This is a genomic window from Nocardia sp. CA-128927, assembly GCF_050955855.1.
Classification (GTDB): Bacteria; Actinomycetota; Actinomycetes; order Mycobacteriales; family Mycobacteriaceae; genus Nocardia.
On record NZ_CP192087.1, the window covers coordinates 6,330,115 to 6,346,497 of the forward strand.

A 16,383-nucleotide genomic window follows, 5' to 3' on the forward strand; every position below is an offset into this window, starting at 1 on the left:
CCGATCAGGACGAAGGGTGGATGGGCGAGGCGGCACGGCGCCGGATACCGGCGCGTCCGGTGACACGGTCGGCGGCGAGGCGACCGGAGATCAGCACGGGCGGGATCCCGACCCCGGGCACGGTGGAGCCGCCGGCGAGCACCACATTGTCGAGGCCGCGGATCATGTTGGCCGGGCGGAACGGCCCGGTCTGCGCAAATGTGTGCGCCAACGCGAACGGGCTGCCGTCGAGCATGTCCTGGTCCGCCCAGTCCGTCGGCGTGACAACCCGCAGCACCTCGAGATCCGGCCAGCGAGAACCTGTGCGGCGCTGCGCGATATCGAGGATCTGCTCGGCGTAGGCTCCTCGCCGCGTGGGCCAATCTATCTGTCCGCGTTGTAGATTGGGCGCCGGCGCCAGCAGGAACAGGAGGTCTCGGCCGGCCGGGGCCAGGGCCGGGTCCCCCGCGGTCGAGCGGGTCAGCAGCAACGACGGGTCGGACATCACCTGGCCCTCGTCGATGATCTCCCGGAACGAACTCTCCCACTCGCTGCCGAACAGCAGTGAGTGATGCGGCAGATCCGGCTGACGGTCACAGGCGAGGTGCAGCACGACTGCCGACGGTGCCGATCGGACCCCACCGGGACGTCGCGGTCGATGGCCGAGCAATTCGTAGGTGCGATGCAATTCGGTGGTCAAAACCACTGCATCACAAGCAATCCGATCATCCTGGTCCGTGTGCACGGCGCTCACGCGGCCACCTGAGCGCACCAATTCCGTGACCGTGCTCTGGTATCGGAACTCCACCCCGGCGGCGACCGCCGCGGCGGCCAGCGCGTCGGGGACCGAGCGCATCCCACCCTGCGGGAAATAGACCCCGGACATCGTGTCCATGTGGGCGATCACCGCGTAGGCCGCGAGCGCACGGTCCGGCGCCACACCGGCGTAGAGCGACTGAAAGGTGAAGACTCGACGTAAGTCCGGATCGGAAATGAAATCGGCGACCTTGCGGTCCCAGCGGCGAAACCCACCCAATGCGGTCAACCGGGCCAACGCCGGAGTCAGCATCGACAATGGCGATTCGAAGTTGGCTGCGATAAACCGATCGAACTCAGCGCGGTACAACCGGCTCAGCCAGTCACGCAGTCGCCGATATCCCGCGGCCTGCTCGGCGCCCGCGAATTCGGTGACCGCCTTTGCCATCGCGTCCGGGTCGCTGTGCACGTCGAGGGTGCGGCCGTCGGCGTAGACCGCGTGATAGGCGGGAGTCACCGGGTGCAGGCTCAGGCGATCACGGGTGTGCTCCCCTACCGCGTCGAACACTTCGTCGAGCAGCTCGGGCATGGTCAATACCGTTGGGCCGGTGTCGATTCGATAGCCGTCCAGGTCGAGGCGGCCCATCCGCCCGCCCGGCACGGCCTCGCGTTCCACCACCGTGACGCGCCGACCCCGTCCGGCGAGATGGATTGCGGTGGACAGGCCGGCCAGGCCCGCGCCCACCACCACCACGTGGTCGCTGGATCCCGTCACTGTACGCATCGATCCTCCTCGTCACTGTTGCCGTGCGGTACACAGCAGCGCCATCTGTTCCAGCGCCGAATATCGGTCCTGGTCGAGTCCGGCGTCGGCGAGCGCGGCGCGGGCCTCGGCCACTCGATCCGTGATCATCGATTCGATCCGGTCGGGGGCGCCGGAGGCCGCGATCAATGCGCGGCATCGAGCGATCGCGGGCGCGTCCAGTTCGGGCAGACTCAGTAATTCGGTCAGTTCCCGCCGGACCGCGATGCCCCCGGCCTCCAACGCGGCGACCACAACGCTGGTCGCCTTGTGCTGTCCCAGGTCGCTGTCCTCCGGTTTGCCGGTGGTCGCGGCAGACCCGAAGATCCCGAGTAGATCGTCACGGAGCTGGAAAGCTTCGCCGATCCGAGTTCCGTAGCGGGCCAGCATCATCAGCGTCCGTTCCGGACACCCGGCCATGGTCGCGCCCAACTCCAGCGGTCGCAGCACCGTGTAATTGCCGGACTTCGCGCGAGCGATGGCCAGCACGGAATCCATGGTCGGTGTGGCGCGCACGTCGTTGGCCAGATCAGCGAACTGGCCGATCGCCAGCTCGATCCGCATGGCGTCGTAGCCGGCCCATACTCGTCGCAGTGCCGCATCCGGAATCCCGCTGTCCCGCAGCATCTGCTCGGCCCACACCAGACACATATCGCCGAGCAATATGGCCGCCGAATTGCCGAACCGGGCAGCAGAGCCGGGCAGGCCACGCTCGCGGTGGCCGTCGGTGAGCCGCACATGCGCGGCGGCCGATCCGCGCCGTAACACGCCGTCATCCATCACATCGTCTTGCAGTAACGCGAAGCCGTGCAGCAGCTCCAAGGACGCGGCCGCGCGCAGTGCTGCCGGATCCGGCTGCGCACCGCACAACCAACCCAGGTACATGAACGTCGATCGCACGCATTTGCCGCCGACCACGTACTGGCGCAGAATCGCGTCGACACCCGTGTCGCGCAGATCCTCGATGTCCACCTTCCGTAAGAAGGTGTCGAGCTCGTGCAGCACCCCGGCACGATTGCCCGCGTACCAGGCCTCGAATCCCGCGCCGGGTCCGAGCGCGTTCGCGTCGCTCATGGACGGCGGACTCGTATCGAAAAGCTTGGCACTCATAGCCTCACAATCCTTCGCTCGTCCGGTAGCGGGATTCGGCACACATCGTCATCGGGCCGGAGACCTGATCACTTCCGCCGCAACGCATCTCGACGCCGCCGACGGGCGTCTGCGGCACACCAGCGGGCCACACCGCGCGGTGCGGCCCCACTCCATACCGCGCGCAGCATCGACTCGTTCGGGAACAGTCCCTGGCAAGTCCGGTCTCGATCCATCGTACGTCAAATGATGCAGAAACGATGCGCACGCTCCGACTATTTCAGAAACTTAACAAATCGACAAGCATGTAGTGCGCCACACGCCGGACCACGCCACCGGACGCCCTCAGGAACCGGCGACCACGCCCACGATCTGCTCGACCGCGTCCTCCAGCGAATTCACATGCCGAACCCCGGCAGGCAGATCACTGCCGTACCAGCCCGGTCCGGCCGGCAACACACAACTCGAACCGGCCGTCGCCGCACGAATCGCCCCGGCCCGCGCGGTCGGCACCGATTGCGACCACAGCACCACCAGCGGCGGCCGATCATGCCTCGACAACGCCTCCGTCAAGGCGCTGTCCGGCATCGAAGGCCCTAAGAACACAGCGACCAGCCCGCGTTCCGCCAGCGCGGCGCGCAGCACTTCCAGCGGCAACGCATGATTCTCGTCTGCGGTGCAGGCCAGCACGATCGCTCTGTGCTCGGCACGGCGGCCGGGCATAGCAACGGTCCGGTGCAGACTTGTCGCGACCGCCCAGGACAGCAGATGCTCGACATCGATGAACCCACCGTCGCGCGCTTGGCGCCCAACGATTTCCGCGAAAGCGGGACGGCATAGCCGGTTCCAGGTCGCGACCACACCGTAGCGGGCGAGATGAGCGGAAATCGTGGCCAGCAATTCCACTCCGTCCAGCCGGCGCCCAGCGGCAAGCACCGGCGCCACGTCACCGAGCACCGGCGCGACGGTCGCGCGAGCAGCCCGAGCCGCACTCGCCGGACTGGCGCCGGCCCGCACCAGGTCCACCATTCGCTCGATCATCGCCAGGTCGTCCGGGGCGTAGTGCCGATGCCGGCCAGGCATATGCCCCGACGGCCCAAGCCCGTATCGCCTGTTCCAGCTGCGCAGTGTCGCCACCGGAATGCCGAGCCTGCTCGCCACCACCCCCACCGTATATTCGGCCGCCGCCTCGTCGAAGTCGCCGCGGCCGGTCACCTCAGGCTCGCGTCGCCGAGCGATTCAGGCGACGCGCGCGAGGCATCCGCGGCCGATTTCATGAAACCGATCATAGTATCGATGCACAATCGGTGCATCGAAACGCACTCTGGCGCGTCGGCCGACGCGTGTCGGGGGCGAGTGCTCGGACTGGACTCGCGCGGGTGCCGCTCACCGATCGCAGGCCCAGTGTCTCGGGGTGACTACCCAGCACTCGGCACCCATCGGCAGACCTCGCAAACCGGAACATATTCACTATCGACGCATAGTTCGTATACCTGACCGAATTTCCCAGCGAGGCGTGGAGTTTATGAAACCTTTCACCGAGCCGCACCGGCGTGGGTACCATCGCGCGGTCGGCCGACCAACAGTGAGGAAACCCTGTGATCGAAAACGAGCCACCCCCGTTCGCTCCGGTATCACTTCCTCCTTTTCCCGAAGTTCAGCCTGCCCGGCGGCGTATCGGGAGACGTAAGTTGGCGACTATCGCAAGCGTGCTACCGCTGAGCGCTATCGCCGTCGGCTCGACCGCTTTCCTCCGCAATCCCGGGGATGCACAGTCCGTCGTTGCCGAGACGGCCACCACGGCGAGTACCAGCACAAGCGCCCCGCAGCGTCCGTCAGCACCATCACGACAAGGAGCGCGCCCGCGGCCGACCTCGCTCCGGAGATCTCACGCATCGGCAGTCGCCACATCGCCGCATTGCATTCTATTCACAACTACATCAATCACACGTTGACCTATCACGCTCAATCGTTGGATGAGTATTTCGCAGGAGCAATTGATTCCGCGACCGGTGCACATCGCCAGCAGCTGATCGATACTCAACGCGCGACCCGCGATTATCTGTTTGCGACCAATAGTCGTAGCGAGGTGATCGAATTCAACTGCGGATTGCGGGCGATCACCGGCACCACCGCGCTCGGCATCGGCTATGTCAAACAGTCCTCGACCAGCGATCTCGCGCCGAACCCAGCACTTACCCTGATCGCGACAATCGTCACCGCGGAAGAGCAACCCGACGGACGCTGGCTGATCAGCGATCTCCAACGCATTTCGACCTAGCGCCGGGGGTGACTACAGCTGATCAATGTCTGACCTGTCACAAGCGATGCATAATTGATGCGCTGACCGACAGCCCTGAGTAGCGTGGCGAATGTAACTCTCCCCACCCGGCAACAATCGACTCCACGCCCGAACTACGGACAGGACGCTCTGATGACAGTGCTCGTCGCGGGTTCGACCGGCTTCGTCGGTAGGCGTTTATGTCCGGAACTGGCCGACGCCGGCCATCCCGTCCGCGCCATGACCAGGCACCCCGAGTCCTATCGCGGCATCGGCGCCCCGGTCGGCGCGGACGTCGCGGATATCGGCTCACTGCGCACCGCCATGGCCGACTGCACCGCCGCCTACTATCTGGTCCATTCGCTGGCCGAATCGGATTTCGAGCGCCGGGACACCGAAGCCGCCCGCAACTTCGGCCGCGCCGCCGCCGACGCGGGCGTGCCTCGGATCATCTATCTCGGCGGCCTCGGCGAGGACAACGACGACCTGTCCGCGCATCTGCGCAGCAGGCGCGAGGTCGAGGGGCTGCTCGGCGCGGCCGGCGTGCCGGTCACCACCTTGCGGGCGGGAATCATTGTCGGCCACGGTGGTATCTCCTGGGAGATCACCCGCCAACTCGTGGAACACCTGCCTGCCATGATCACACCCCGCTGGGTACGCACCCGGACCCAGCCGATCGCGATCGACGATGTGGTCCGCTATCTGGTCGGCGTCCTGGAGAAGCCCGAATCCGCCGGGCGGACCTTCGAGATCGGTGGCCCCGACGTCCTCGAGTACGTCGACATGCTGCGCCGGGTCGCCCGGATCGAGAAACGGCCGTTGGTGGTCGTGCCCGTTCCGCTGCTCTCCCCGCAGCTGTCGTCGTTGTGGCTGTCGCTGGTGACCGATGTCGACACCACCACGGGGCGCACGCTCGTCGACTCGATGACCAACGAAGTGGTGGTCCGGGACAACAGCATTCGAGAGCTGGTGCCCTTCGAACCGCTCGATTACGACGATGCCGTGCGGCGTGCCCTCGACGAGCGCGCCGAAGCCGATCTGACCGCATGAGCCGCAGACCCGGACCCGCTCGCCCGCTCGCCGCGCGTCGACGTCGAGTCGCGGCGGTCGCGCTCGCGGGCACCGGTCTGCTCGGTGCCTCGTTCGCCGCCGAACCTGATTCCGCCCGGTTCTACCGTCTCACCCTCGCCACCGCGGCGACCTGGACACTGGGTGGACGCACGCCCCACACCGAGGACACCGACTCGCGGCGCCCGGTACTCGGTCCCGTCCTGATCGGTGCCGGGACATTCGCCGTGTTCTGGGGCTGCGGCCTGATCGCCCGCCGAATTCCCTTCCTGCGCAAGGCAATCACCAGCGTCTTGAGCTACGCCGAACAAGGTCCCACGCCGCAGGTACTGCTGATCACCCTCGCCAACGGCGCTGCCGAGGAGATCTTCTTCCGCGGGCCGGTCTACTCGGTCGCAGGCAAGCATCCGGTCCTGGTCTCGACCGGTATCTACGCCTGCACCACCGCCGCGACCCGCAATCCCGCACTGGTCTTGGCCTCAGTCCTCATGGGCACCCTGTTCGGCCTGCAGCGCCGAGCCACCGGCGGCATACAGGCGCCGCTACTGACCCACCTGACCTGGTCCGCCCTGATACTGCACTACCTGCCGCGACTGTTCCGAGACAGCTCGCGGGCAGACCCGGGCGGGAGACCCGCCTGATCCGGAGCGGTCAGCGGTTGAGATAAGCCGCCAAGCCGCCGAGTTCCTCGCTGGCGATGAACACCGACCGCACGTTGAGAATGGCTTCTTCGACGTGCGAGGTGCACCCCCACGCCGCGTCGCCCCAGGAATCGGCGATCTTCAGTTCGGCCGCCGCGGTGCAGCTTTCGGGACCGCCGAGCTGACAGCGCTCCGGGTGCGGTGCGGCGGCCTGCGCGGCCGCCGCGGTGCGCATCCGGGCGGCGAGTTCGGCGGCCGCCTCGGCTCGCTCCTCCGCCTCGGCGCGCAACGTGCTCTCCGCACGCAGCGCTTGGGTCAGCTCGTCGCGGGCGGCTTCGGCGCGTGCTTCGGCGGCCGCCTTCGCCTGTTCGATGTGGTGGCGTTCGATGGCCAGTGACGCGGTGTCGGCGAAGACGCGGGCGAGGGCGAAGTCGCTGTCCTGCGGAACGCGCGGAACGCGGTGATACATGGCGAACGTGCCCAGCAGGCTACCGTCGCGGGCCAGGATCGGCGTCGACCAGCACGCGGCCAGTCCCGCCCGGCCGGCCAACTCACGAAAGTCGTCCCAGAACGGGTCGGTGCCGATGTCGGTGACGATGACCGGTTCGCGGCGGTGCGCGGCGGTGCCGCACGAGCCGACACCCTCACCGGTCGCGATCCCATCGATGGCTTCGTTGTAGCAGTCCGGCAGGCTCGGTGCGGCACCATGACGCAGGTGCCGACCGTCGCGATCAGCGAGCAGCACGGAGACGAGCAGCTGCTCCGGCGCGAGATCTTCGATGCAACGCGCCATCCCGTCCAGCACCTCGGCCAGCGGCGCTTGCCGAGCGATCTGTTCCACCAAGGCACGCTGCTCGATCATCAGCCGCTGGGCATGCTTGATCTGTGTAGTCTCCACACCGATCATCCGGACCCCGATCACCGCACCCGCACCGTCACGGCGCGGCTCGTAGGTGAAATCGAAGAAGGCATCCCGCGCCTGCGCACCGGCGGCCGGCCCGACCGCGACATCCCGGCTGGTGCACGACTCACCGGTGCGAAATACCTGGTCCAGCACCGCAATAACACCCTGATCGACCAGCCCGGGAGCGATCTCCGCGAGCGCGAGCCCGGTACCCGCACGCGCTGCACCCAGCGCGGCGAGGAACGCCGGATTCGCGGTCTCCAGCACATGCTCCGAGCCCGCAAACGAGGCGAATCCCGGGAGGGACTGCCCGAACAGGGCGCGCAGATCCTGCTCGGCCGTGTGCTCGGCGTCCGTCCGCACCCCATCGGTCGGCCACTGGCCGGTTACCGCCGTCATATCGGCTCGCCTCTCTGCTGCAAGTATTTCGAATGATCGCCCGAACGTCGACGGGGAACAACCTCAGCGAAACGCTACCGCGCCCGGCCACGAGCGTGATCCGCCTCCGGTATCACGCGAATGGACGCTGGCAATTCAGAACAGTCGATCGCTCGAAGGTGGCGGCGCGGGCTGGTTCGGCGTGAGTGCGAGCTCCTCGTCGCCGATGACATACTGGATCGCGTCGATCTGATCCTGAATCACCTCGGCGCGGCCCACCAGCTCGACACTGTCGGGCTCGGTAAGGCTCTCGGCGCCGAGCTTCTCGTAAACGCACGAGAGCGCGGACCGTAAGTCCTCGAGCTTGGTCTCTGATTCCACGAGAGCTCACCCTACGGACCGAACTCTGCGGCGCACGCCAGGACGCGGGCTAGGCGCGGCCGAGATCCGCCCTGCCATCAGGAGCGCGGACGGCTGGCGGGCGGCGCTGACGTGTCGGCTGTTGTGAATTGGATTGGCAGACATGGTTTCCCGATCACCAATGGCCGCAGATGGCAACCGCAGGCTGTCGTCGCCCTAGTCGTGGCGAATTCGACATCGACGCGCATTGGCCCCCGGATGGTTCTCTCTGCCGCCGTCCTCGGACTCCGGCGTCGCCGCCGATGTGTCGCCTTCGATCACGGTCGACGGGATCACGCCCACATCAATGACTTTGCGCGTGTCTTGGTCGTCGGACGTGGCGTTGCCTCCTACTGGTCGGCCCGATACCGACCGCTGCAGACGTTCCCATGACAAAGGACGCTGCAACACCAAACCGGTTGCGCCCCAATGAGGACGACACGCAGCAGTCGGCATGTGCGCCCGTTTGGAAGCTGTGCCGACCAACAAGTTTGGACAGCCGACCAACGCGCGCCATGCGGCATCATCGCTCACTAGTCCTGACTTGAGTCAGCGCGTACAGACATGACGCAGAACGTCTTACGCTGATGTGCGTACGTTCGCTGACGTATGTGACAGCCCTTCGGATCGCAGAAACCTTCAAGAGCTGAAGCTCGCATGCCGTGCCCCCGGGTCGAGACGCGGTAATGGTGCTCGGCATGGGCACTGATCAGGCCAGAGTGATTCCGGCCCTGGACGCGTCGGAACCCCACCGGAAGGGGTATCGGGTGGGGTTTTCCGCCGGGGCCGGAGCTACTTCTCCAGCTTTTCCAGCATCCACGAGCCAACGCCGTAGGTGTCGTCAGCGGGGATGGCGCGCGTGTAGTGCAGTGGCGGGGTTATCCATCGCAGGCGTCGCCAGCCAGCGGCTGGGCGGATGACCCAGCCGCCGTATTCGCGGCTCGGGTTGCACTGCTTCTCGCCGGTGTAGCCGGGCTCGCGGAGGGCGCGCCGGAACCGGTAGCGGAGATTGAAGCGCAGCCGGAACCACCGCTGTGACCAGGTGGCATGGCCGCTACCGATAAAGAGCAGCTTCATCAGGGTCAACCTAGCACTGGATGAAGGTCGGCAGGGTCTCCTTGCGGGCCTCATCGGTCCCGGTGTCCCAGGTAGCCCGCATGACGATCCGGCCCTGCCACACGCCGGGTACGCAGTCCAACGCCATCGCGGCGACGTTGAGGCGCGGGGCAGGGATTTGCATGGAAACGGCCGCGTCCCCCTTCGGCCGTGGATTGCTCGTGCCCGAGCGATGCCAGAGCTGCAACTCGATGTAGAACTGGAATGGGGCGGGACTGCATTCCACTACGCCGCCCACGACGACGGCATTGTGCAGTAGGTAGGGCTCCCGGTTGAACGCGAATGCGCAGGCACCACCGCGCTCGGCGGCTTCGTACCCGGCGTGCGCGCCAGCTGGGGCGAGCGCGGCGGCGACGAACATGGGAACCATCGCGGCGCACGCGATGATCAACCGACCGGATGTCCTGTTAAAAACGTTGTCGCGCATGATATTTCACTCCTTCTCCCCCGAGCGGCCTCGTACCGCTCAGTACTGCCGTGGGGCTCGGGGCCGCAATCCGCTGTCGACCCAGCGGGCGTAGGTGCTCCGGTCCCGTCAGTGGTGACCAGGACCCCGGAAGCCGTGTCGTTGCTGGTCATCAGAAGCGCCAGCCGCCTACGGCAGCATTCCGATGGCACCGTCCATCACCATCCGGGTTTCCGGCAGGCCGGGGCCCAGCCAGTCCTGTACCGGCACCACACCAGGTTTAAGCAACTCGAAGCCGGCGAGGAATGCCTCCGTCTGCGCGGCGGGCCGAAAGGTGACCTGGGCTGAAGTGCCGATGGTGCCGGTGAGCACCCGGAGGATCTCCGGGTCAGAATCGGAGGAGCCGTGAGTGATCGCCAGGAGACTGCCTGGTGCCATGTGATCGCGGAAGGTGGCGAGGATCCCGGCAGGGTCCTCCTCGTCCATCACGTAGTGCAGGACACCGATCATGGTGATGGCCACGGGCTCGTTGAAATCGATCTGGGTGTGGATCTTGATCTGGTCGAGGATGTCGTGGGGGCGGCGGATGTCGCCCAGCAGTGCCGAGATACCGCGTGGTTTGGCCAGCAGCGCGTCGCAGTGGGCCCGCACGACTGGGTCGTAGTCGACGTACACCACCTGCGCCGTCGGCTCGATCTCCCGAGCCGCGTCGTGCACGTTGGGCGGGCTCGGGATACCTGAGCCGAGGTCGATGAATTGACGGATACCGGCGTCCGCGGCCATCTGGACCGCTTTGAGCGTGAAACTCCGGGCGAACCAGGCCACGGTCTTGATTTCGGGTGCGCGAGAAAGCATTTCATCGGCCCTGTCTCGGTCGCTCTCGTGAAAGTCCTTCCCGCCCAGCAAGTAGTTCCACACACGAGCAGAGTTCGCCAGATCGATGTCGAACGGTTGCGGCGGCCGAGCTGGCGGCGATGTCTGGTCCATCACCGGTACCCACGCCTCGCCGCGACGCGCACCCTGACCCCGCACAGAACGACCGCTGCGGCGCAGACGATTGCCGGGATGATGCCGGTCTGCGCGTCACCGTGGGCGTATCCGGTCACCGGCATGAGCAGCCAACCGATCGTGAGCGTCGCGCCGATGATCGAGGCGGCGAGCAACACTCGCCACCCCAGGTGCGAGGCGCTGTTGCGGGGTGCGCCGCCGCCCGCGTCGGCGCACCCCTGCTCCTCCGCGGGTGGTGCGGCACGAACGTGGAGAGTGTCGTCGTGGGCCGGGTTGTCATCGATCATCGAGGAGTCTCCTGCACGGTGTTGACGTCGAACGGTGTTGCGGTGGGCGGAAATTCGCGGGCAAGCGCGTCATCCAGAGTCGGCAGATCGGGAAGCGCGTCATGGTCGAGGCTGGGTTCGATCGCCAAGACCTCGTCGAGTGGGGGTTTGATCGCCAAGACCTGATCGAGTGGGGGTTTGATCGCCAAAATCGCGTCGAGGAGGGCCTGGAGCGAAGGCCGATCGTTGGGCGTCATCCGGCCACCGGCCAGTGTGGGGAAAGGCAGCAGCGGATCGCCTCGACTACCGCGGTGCCTGGCGGCCGGAATCCGTCGCGGGGCTGACACACCCACTCTCGGCAGCTCAGCTCGTCGGAACGCAACGGTGACGGCAGCGCGACTTCGGCGCCCATCGGCGCGATCGATACGTTGTGGCGGAACATCTCCGCGAACAACGCAACGTCGTCGCTGGGGAGGTTCGGCCCGACCAGGAACGTCCACCGTTTCGAGCGTGGATGCGAAACGATCGGCCAGGCCCAGCCGGGCCGCTCCTCGATGCACACTCTGACCCGTGCGCCGATGTGGGCTGGCATTGTGATCGCGCCGACCGTTCCGGCACGGAACACGATCCGCCCCAAATCCGGCCGCACAACGGCGGGCAATCCGCACGTGACGACATAGAACCGGCAAGCAGATTCCAACACCGCATCACGCCTGGATTGGGCTGTGTTGGTGTTGTCCATCCCGATCACTCGGCTTCCGCCGGTGCGTGCTGGTTGCCTGTATCCCGTTCGACCATGCGAGCTTTCAGCTCAGCGACACCATCCGCACGAGGCAGCCCCGCGACCTTCTCCCGGATCTCGCTGGCGATCCAGCCGCCTATTTCCATCTCTTCGAGCAGCCCGGCGAACTCTTCGAGTGTGGGCGGGTTTGCCTCGTAGAACAGGATCTTGCCCGTTATCCCGTCCGCCTTTGTGGGCGGCGGTGGCCCACCGGCCGAGAACTCGGCGACCTGCTCAGGCGTGCCGAATTGCTCGAGGTGGAACAAGTCCGCGTAGTAAACCTGCTGCGCCGTCGCCTGGTCGTGGCCTTCTTCGTCGTCCGAACCCATCGCTCGCGCCTCCTGCTCGTTTCGATTCGGCAGCACCCGACATCGGGGCTGGTGCCAGCGTCGCCCTGTACCTGAGGGCGCTATGAGGGCGTTAGAGGGCGCGCGGCGGGCGTTCGCCGATAAAGTGGGCCTGACCACTACGTTCCAGGGGGTCAGGATGGCTACCTTCGGTGTATGGACTGGCAAGGAGAGCCTTGCGCTGCGCAATGTCCTCCACATGAGTCAGCCCCAATTTGCGGCGAAACTCGGCGTTCACGGCCGAACGGTTCGGCACTGGGAGGCAGGCCGGCCGATCCGGGTCGACTGGCAAGCAGCGCTCGACACGTTGCTGTCGTGGCAGACCCCGGCCGTCGCCGCCGCATTTCGCGGTCAGTTGCGCCTAACCAGTCAGTTGAGCCCCCAGGAGGAACCAGTGGACCGTCGGCAGCTATTCAAAGTCGGTGCTGTCGTCGGAGGGCTAGCTGCGATCGGACTCGAGGATCAGGAGCGGGTCCGCTGGTTGGCGACCGGCACCGGGCAAGCGGACCTCACCGATGTGGAGAACGTCCGAACGGCGCTGTACGCCGCGCAGCAATTGGATGACAAACTCGGCAGTCCCGCCGCTCAGGGCCTCGTGATCTCCGCGCAACAGCTCACCGATGCCATGCTGAGTGACTGTTCTGCCGAGCTGCGTCCGCATGTCCTGGCGCTGAACGCCGAACTGACCGGGTTCGCTGGATGTCTTGCGTGGGACGAAGGCGATTACGGAACCTCGGCGCGGCTCTACAACGATGCACGCGAAGATGCGCACGAGGCTGAGGACGCTGACCTCGGTGCGTACATGCTGTGTCATCTGTCCCAACTCGCGATCTGGCAGGAGCGCCCGCGCGTATCCCTCGATCACGCCGTCGCCGCACGCAGTTGGGTGGCACAGACCGACGATCAGCGGTTGCGGGCCTACGTGGCAATGCGCGCGGCAGAAGCCGCAGCGGGCGCCAAACAGCAACAAGCGTGTCTCGCCGCGCTCGACGAAGCCGACTGCGCAATCGAGGGCCTGCAGCCCTGCCACCCGAGCGAGTCCCGCGCCTATTTCGTCTCCGCCGGGATGATCGAGAGCTACCGGGGCAACTGCCTCTACCTCCTCGGAGACCCGGCGGCGGCGGCCGATGCGTCCCGGCGCTCACTCGTACTCATGGATCCGCTCTACACCCGCGACCGTGCGATATCGCTGCTCGAGTTGGAGCGTTCGCTGGTGCAGCTCGACGAGATCGAGGAGGCAGCGTCTGTCGTCGGCGACGCCGCGGACCTCACCAGGAAAAACCGCAGCCCGCGCCTGTCGAAGGCGATCCAGGACGGCCACAAGGCGCTGTCACCCTGGTCGACCACGCGGGCAGTCCAGCAGCTCGACCGCAGACTGTGCGCTCGCGATATCGTGGTCGTGTGAGTGAGCAGCGGATGAAGGAAGCACTGGCGCGGATCGACAGTGCCCGCTCCGCCCTGCTTGCGACCGGCGAGACGTTCACCCGCGCCGAGGGCGGGCGTGTGCCTGAAAGATCCGACCGGTTCCGGTTGGCGCAGTCCGACGTGCACGCAGCTATCCAGCACCGTAACCGCGTACTCGTCGATCTTGTCGGGTCGGCGGCAGAAGTGCCCATCGAGTTGGTGACTGGCCTTGGTCTGACCGGGCGAGAGGCCGCGAGCCTCGTCACGTCGTGGCGCACGGGTTCCCGAAGAGTGAAGGCGCACCTGTTCGGCAGCATCCCGTCGACAAATCGGACATAGGCCCCGTGCGTCAAGCCGCACGTTGCATTCACCGACGGTGGTTTCCCAGTAACCAGTGTTCTGTCCTGCCGTGAAGCGTTCGTCGAGGCGCTTGAAGTGGTCGGACGGATTCAATACCGTCGAAGCAGTCGATTGGTGAGTCTGATTCACCGATCCGAACCTGGACCGATTACCCGGCCAAGGCCCCGTGACGGGCCACTAGCGCGTTGTCGTAGGCATCCCCCTACTGCTATTCCATCCAGCGCAGCAGTTTCCGCAATCGCATTCGAGTTGCATTGGCCCGGCATCGCTGTGATGGGATCAGCCCGTCACCGACACGGCGTCGGGTGTCATCGCGCCGCCACAGCGCCGTCTTCAACGGTTCACGCGCGTGTCCACACAGATTTTTGTCTCACTCCCGTGTTTACTTTCCAGCAGATTGTTGCCCCACGTCATGGTCCGCTGACTAGTACAGCTGAAGGGGTGGACTATCCGTTGTGTGCTTCGAGCTCGGTCGCCAGCGTCTGCTGGGTGGCCGCCCACGACGCCAGGAGCGCTAAATTGTCAGCGGTCGGTGTGCCCGCGGGTGCGGTGTAGACGTTGAGGAGCAGGCCGGGTTCGGCAGGCATCTCCATCGACTCGACGTCCAGGTCGAGCCGGCCCACGACCGGATGGTGCACACGCTTGCGTCCGGACCGGTGCAGCCGAACGTCCTGAGATGCCCACCGCTGCCGAAATAGTTCACTGCGCGTTGATAATTCACCGACCAGGGCGATCAGCTCCTCGTCGTGCGGATTGCGGCCCGCTTCCATGCGTAGCTTCGCGGCCACATCGCAGGCGATTCGGTCATAGTCGACAAAGAACGTTTTTGCCGCTTCGGGATCTAGATACACGAACCGCGCGGTGTTCGCCGGCCGTCGCGTGTCGGCCAGCACCGGTGAATACAGCGCGCGGGCAAGGTGATTCATGGCCAGCACGTCATAACGGCCGTTGCAAATCCACGCCGGCGCATCGGTGATAGCGTCGAGCACCTGCTGAAGCGCCGGACGCACCGTCACGGCGAGTCGCCGGCGGCGTGGACCGCCGGGCGCGCTGGACTGCCGCGCAAGGTGGAATAGGTGATCGCGCTCGGCCTCGTCGAGTTGCAAGGCAGAGGCCAACGCGTCGAGCACCCCGTCGGAGGCACCGGTGAGGCTGCCGCGCTCCATACGCACGTAGTAGTCGACCGATACCCCCGCCAGTAGAGCTACCTCCTCGCGGCGCAGACCTTTGACCCGGCGGTTGCCGCCATAGGCGGGCAGTCCGGCCCGCTCGGGCGCGATCCGCGCGCGACGCGAGCTCAGGAACTCCTTGATCTCAGTGCGCAGATCGATCTTGACCACCCCTTCACCCTAGGCCCTGTCCGCGGGCGAAGGGAGGTACTGCTGGTACCCCCCGTTGAGACCCGACTTGGAGGTATTCACGAGGGCCCGTCGCCGCCGGCAAAAGCCTCGCGCCAACGCCTAGGGGGTACCCGATGCGGTCGTGGCGATGCCGCCGTCTACCGGGATGATGGTGCCCGTGAGGTAGGACCCAGCCCGGCTAGCGAGGAACACGGCGACACCCGCCATGTCGTCGTCGCGGCCGAGCCGACGCAGAGGGGCCGCCGCCGCGATCGTGTCGCCGACGGCATCGAGCGTGGACGCCATCATCTGCGACGGGAACACTCCCGGTGCTACCGCGTTCACCGTGACGTGCTGTGGGCCAAGCTCTCTGGCAAGCACTCTGGTGAGTTGATGGAGTGCCGCTTTGCTGCTGGCGTACGAGTAGTTGGGCGACTGGGCGACGTGGATGGCGGCGATACTGCCGATGTTGATGATCCGCGCGGGATCACCGGCGGTGCCCGCCCTGCGAAGTGCGGGCAGCAGCGCCTGCACCAGCCAGAACGGCGACTTGAGATTGAGGTCGATCACTGCGTCCCATGCCTCGTCCGGAAACGTCTCCAACGGCTCGCGCCACATCGCTCCCGCGTTGTTGACGAGGATGTCCAGGCGTTCCGAGCCGACCTCGACAAGATCAGCGAGGCGCTGACACTCGTCGTGCCTGGACAGGTCGGCGGGGATTGCATGAACGTCGCCGAATTCAGACAGCAGATGCTGTGCCTCCGCGCACGTGTCCTCATTGCGTGAGCTGATGACGACGCGGGCGCCCGCCTGCAGAAGGCCGCGCGCGATCATCATCCCAATGCCCCTGGTGCCGCCAGTGACAAGTGCGTATTTCCCACTCAGATCGAAAAGGTCTGCGTGAGTGGTGAATTGGTTGTCCGCCATTGGTCTCCGTCGCTTCTGTCGTGGAAGAATGCGCCGACCCGGTCGCGCATTCGGGGCAGCTGAATTGAACTGATGGGGGGGTAAAGCTGTAGTGCGTGTCCATGGAGTGTTGTCGGCGCTTTCGCGCTCAA

General features: G+C 66.0%; 19 protein-coding genes. 5 read left to right on the forward strand and 14 right to left on the reverse strand.

Annotated features, from left to right (window positions below; genetic code table 11):
* Positions 1–4 precede the first annotated feature (4 nt).
* The 3 genes from crtI to ACQPW1_RS29475 all read right to left on the reverse strand — a co-directional run bounded on the left by crtI (position 5) and on the right by ACQPW1_RS29475 (position 3,841).
* Positions 5–1,519 carry a phytoene desaturase family protein gene (gene crtI / locus ACQPW1_RS29465; protein ID WP_433655041.1) on the reverse strand — a complete coding sequence of 505 codons (1,515 nt, stop codon included), beginning with the start codon at positions 1,517–1,519 and terminating at the stop codon, positions 5–7.
* A gap of 12 nt (positions 1,520–1,531) precedes the next feature.
* Positions 1,532–2,647 carry a polyprenyl synthetase family protein gene (locus ACQPW1_RS29470; RefSeq protein ID WP_433655042.1) on the reverse strand — a complete coding sequence of 372 codons (1,116 nt, stop codon included), beginning with the start codon at positions 2,645–2,647 and terminating at the stop codon, positions 1,532–1,534.
* 324 nt (positions 2,648–2,971) lie between these two features.
* On the reverse strand, positions 2,972–3,841 hold the full coding sequence (locus ACQPW1_RS29475) for a MerR family transcriptional regulator (RefSeq protein ID WP_433655043.1): 870 nt from the start codon (positions 3,839–3,841) through the stop codon (positions 2,972–2,974).
* Positions 3,842–4,598: 757 nt separating this feature from the next.
* On the opposite strand from ACQPW1_RS29475, the gene ACQPW1_RS29480 reads away from it, so the two are divergent.
* The 3 genes from ACQPW1_RS29480 to ACQPW1_RS29490 all read left to right on the forward strand — a co-directional run bounded on the left by ACQPW1_RS29480 (position 4,599) and on the right by ACQPW1_RS29490 (position 6,616).
* Entirely contained in the window at positions 4,599–4,907 is a 309-nt protein-coding gene (locus tag ACQPW1_RS29480) for a hypothetical protein (RefSeq protein WP_433655044.1), read from the forward strand.
* A gap of 153 nt (positions 4,908–5,060) precedes the next feature.
* Entirely contained in the window at positions 5,061–5,957 is an 897-nt protein-coding gene (locus ACQPW1_RS29485; RefSeq protein ID WP_433655045.1) for an NAD(P)H-binding protein, read from the forward strand.
* Entirely contained in the window at positions 5,954–6,616 is a 663-nt protein-coding gene (locus tag ACQPW1_RS29490) for a CPBP family intramembrane glutamic endopeptidase (RefSeq protein ID WP_433655046.1), read from the forward strand. Before ACQPW1_RS29485 ends, ACQPW1_RS29490 begins: the two co-directional genes overlap by 4 nt.
* Before the next feature lie 10 nt (positions 6,617–6,626).
* Here ACQPW1_RS29490 and ACQPW1_RS29495 read toward each other — a convergent pair whose 3' ends face one another.
* The 9 genes from ACQPW1_RS29495 to ACQPW1_RS29535 form a co-directional block, all read right to left on the reverse strand.
* Entirely contained in the window at positions 6,627–7,919 is a 1,293-nt protein-coding gene (locus ACQPW1_RS29495; protein WP_433655047.1) for a GAF domain-containing protein, read from the reverse strand.
* A gap of 135 nt (positions 7,920–8,054) precedes the next feature.
* Positions 8,055–8,279: a hypothetical protein gene (locus tag ACQPW1_RS29500; protein WP_433655048.1), complete on the reverse strand. Its 225-nt coding sequence runs from the start codon at positions 8,277–8,279 to the stop codon at positions 8,055–8,057.
* A gap of 810 nt (positions 8,280–9,089) precedes the next feature.
* Complete coding sequence (locus ACQPW1_RS29505) at positions 9,090–9,374, reverse strand: hypothetical protein (RefSeq protein WP_433655049.1); 285 nt, start codon at positions 9,372–9,374, stop codon at positions 9,090–9,092.
* A 10-nt stretch (positions 9,375–9,384) separates the two neighbouring features.
* Complete coding sequence (locus tag ACQPW1_RS29510) at positions 9,385–9,840, reverse strand: hypothetical protein (protein WP_433655050.1); 456 nt, start codon at positions 9,838–9,840, stop codon at positions 9,385–9,387.
* Between the two features lie 168 nt (positions 9,841–10,008).
* Entirely contained in the window at positions 10,009–10,806 is a 798-nt protein-coding gene (locus ACQPW1_RS29515) for an SAM-dependent methyltransferase (protein ID WP_433655051.1), read from the reverse strand.
* A complete protein-coding gene (locus tag ACQPW1_RS29520; RefSeq protein WP_433655052.1) occupies positions 10,806–11,114 on the reverse strand; it encodes a hypothetical protein in 309 nt (102 codons plus the stop codon). Before ACQPW1_RS29520 ends, ACQPW1_RS29515 begins: the two co-directional genes overlap by 1 nt.
* Positions 11,111–11,350 carry a hypothetical protein gene (locus ACQPW1_RS29525; protein ID WP_433655053.1) on the reverse strand — a complete coding sequence of 80 codons (240 nt, stop codon included), beginning with the start codon at positions 11,348–11,350 and terminating at the stop codon, positions 11,111–11,113. Before ACQPW1_RS29525 ends, ACQPW1_RS29520 begins: the two co-directional genes overlap by 4 nt.
* Positions 11,347–11,796, reverse strand: a complete 450-nt coding sequence (locus tag ACQPW1_RS29530; protein ID WP_433655054.1) for a DNA-directed RNA polymerase subunit beta — start codon at positions 11,794–11,796, stop codon at positions 11,347–11,349. Before ACQPW1_RS29530 ends, ACQPW1_RS29525 begins: the two co-directional genes overlap by 4 nt.
* A 44-nt stretch (positions 11,797–11,840) precedes the next feature.
* The gene (locus tag ACQPW1_RS29535; protein ID WP_433655055.1) at positions 11,841–12,203 is read right to left on the reverse strand and encodes a hypothetical protein; all 363 of its coding nucleotides are present in this window, start codon (positions 12,201–12,203) and stop codon (positions 11,841–11,843) included.
* Positions 12,204–12,420: 217 nt separating this feature from the next.
* On the opposite strand from ACQPW1_RS29535, the gene ACQPW1_RS29540 reads away from it, so the two are divergent.
* Together ACQPW1_RS29540 and ACQPW1_RS29545 are read left to right on the forward strand one after the other, a co-directional pair.
* Positions 12,421–13,626, forward strand: coding sequence for a helix-turn-helix domain-containing protein (locus ACQPW1_RS29540; protein ID WP_433655056.1), 1,206 nt, complete (start codon positions 12,421–12,423; stop codon positions 13,624–13,626).
* The gene (locus ACQPW1_RS29545; protein WP_433655057.1) at positions 13,623–13,964 is read left to right on the forward strand and encodes a hypothetical protein; all 342 of its coding nucleotides are present in this window, start codon (positions 13,623–13,625) and stop codon (positions 13,962–13,964) included. Before ACQPW1_RS29540 ends, ACQPW1_RS29545 begins: the two co-directional genes overlap by 4 nt.
* A gap of 467 nt (positions 13,965–14,431) precedes the next feature.
* Here ACQPW1_RS29545 and ACQPW1_RS29550 read toward each other — a convergent pair whose 3' ends face one another.
* Together ACQPW1_RS29550 and ACQPW1_RS29555 are read right to left on the reverse strand one after the other, a co-directional pair.
* Positions 14,432–15,325, reverse strand: a complete 894-nt coding sequence (locus ACQPW1_RS29550) for a helix-turn-helix transcriptional regulator (RefSeq protein ID WP_433655058.1) — start codon at positions 15,323–15,325, stop codon at positions 14,432–14,434.
* 120 nt (positions 15,326–15,445) lie between these two features.
* Complete coding sequence (locus ACQPW1_RS29555) at positions 15,446–16,252, reverse strand: SDR family oxidoreductase (RefSeq protein WP_433655059.1); 807 nt, start codon at positions 16,250–16,252, stop codon at positions 15,446–15,448.
* Positions 16,253–16,383: the final 131 nt, after the last annotated feature.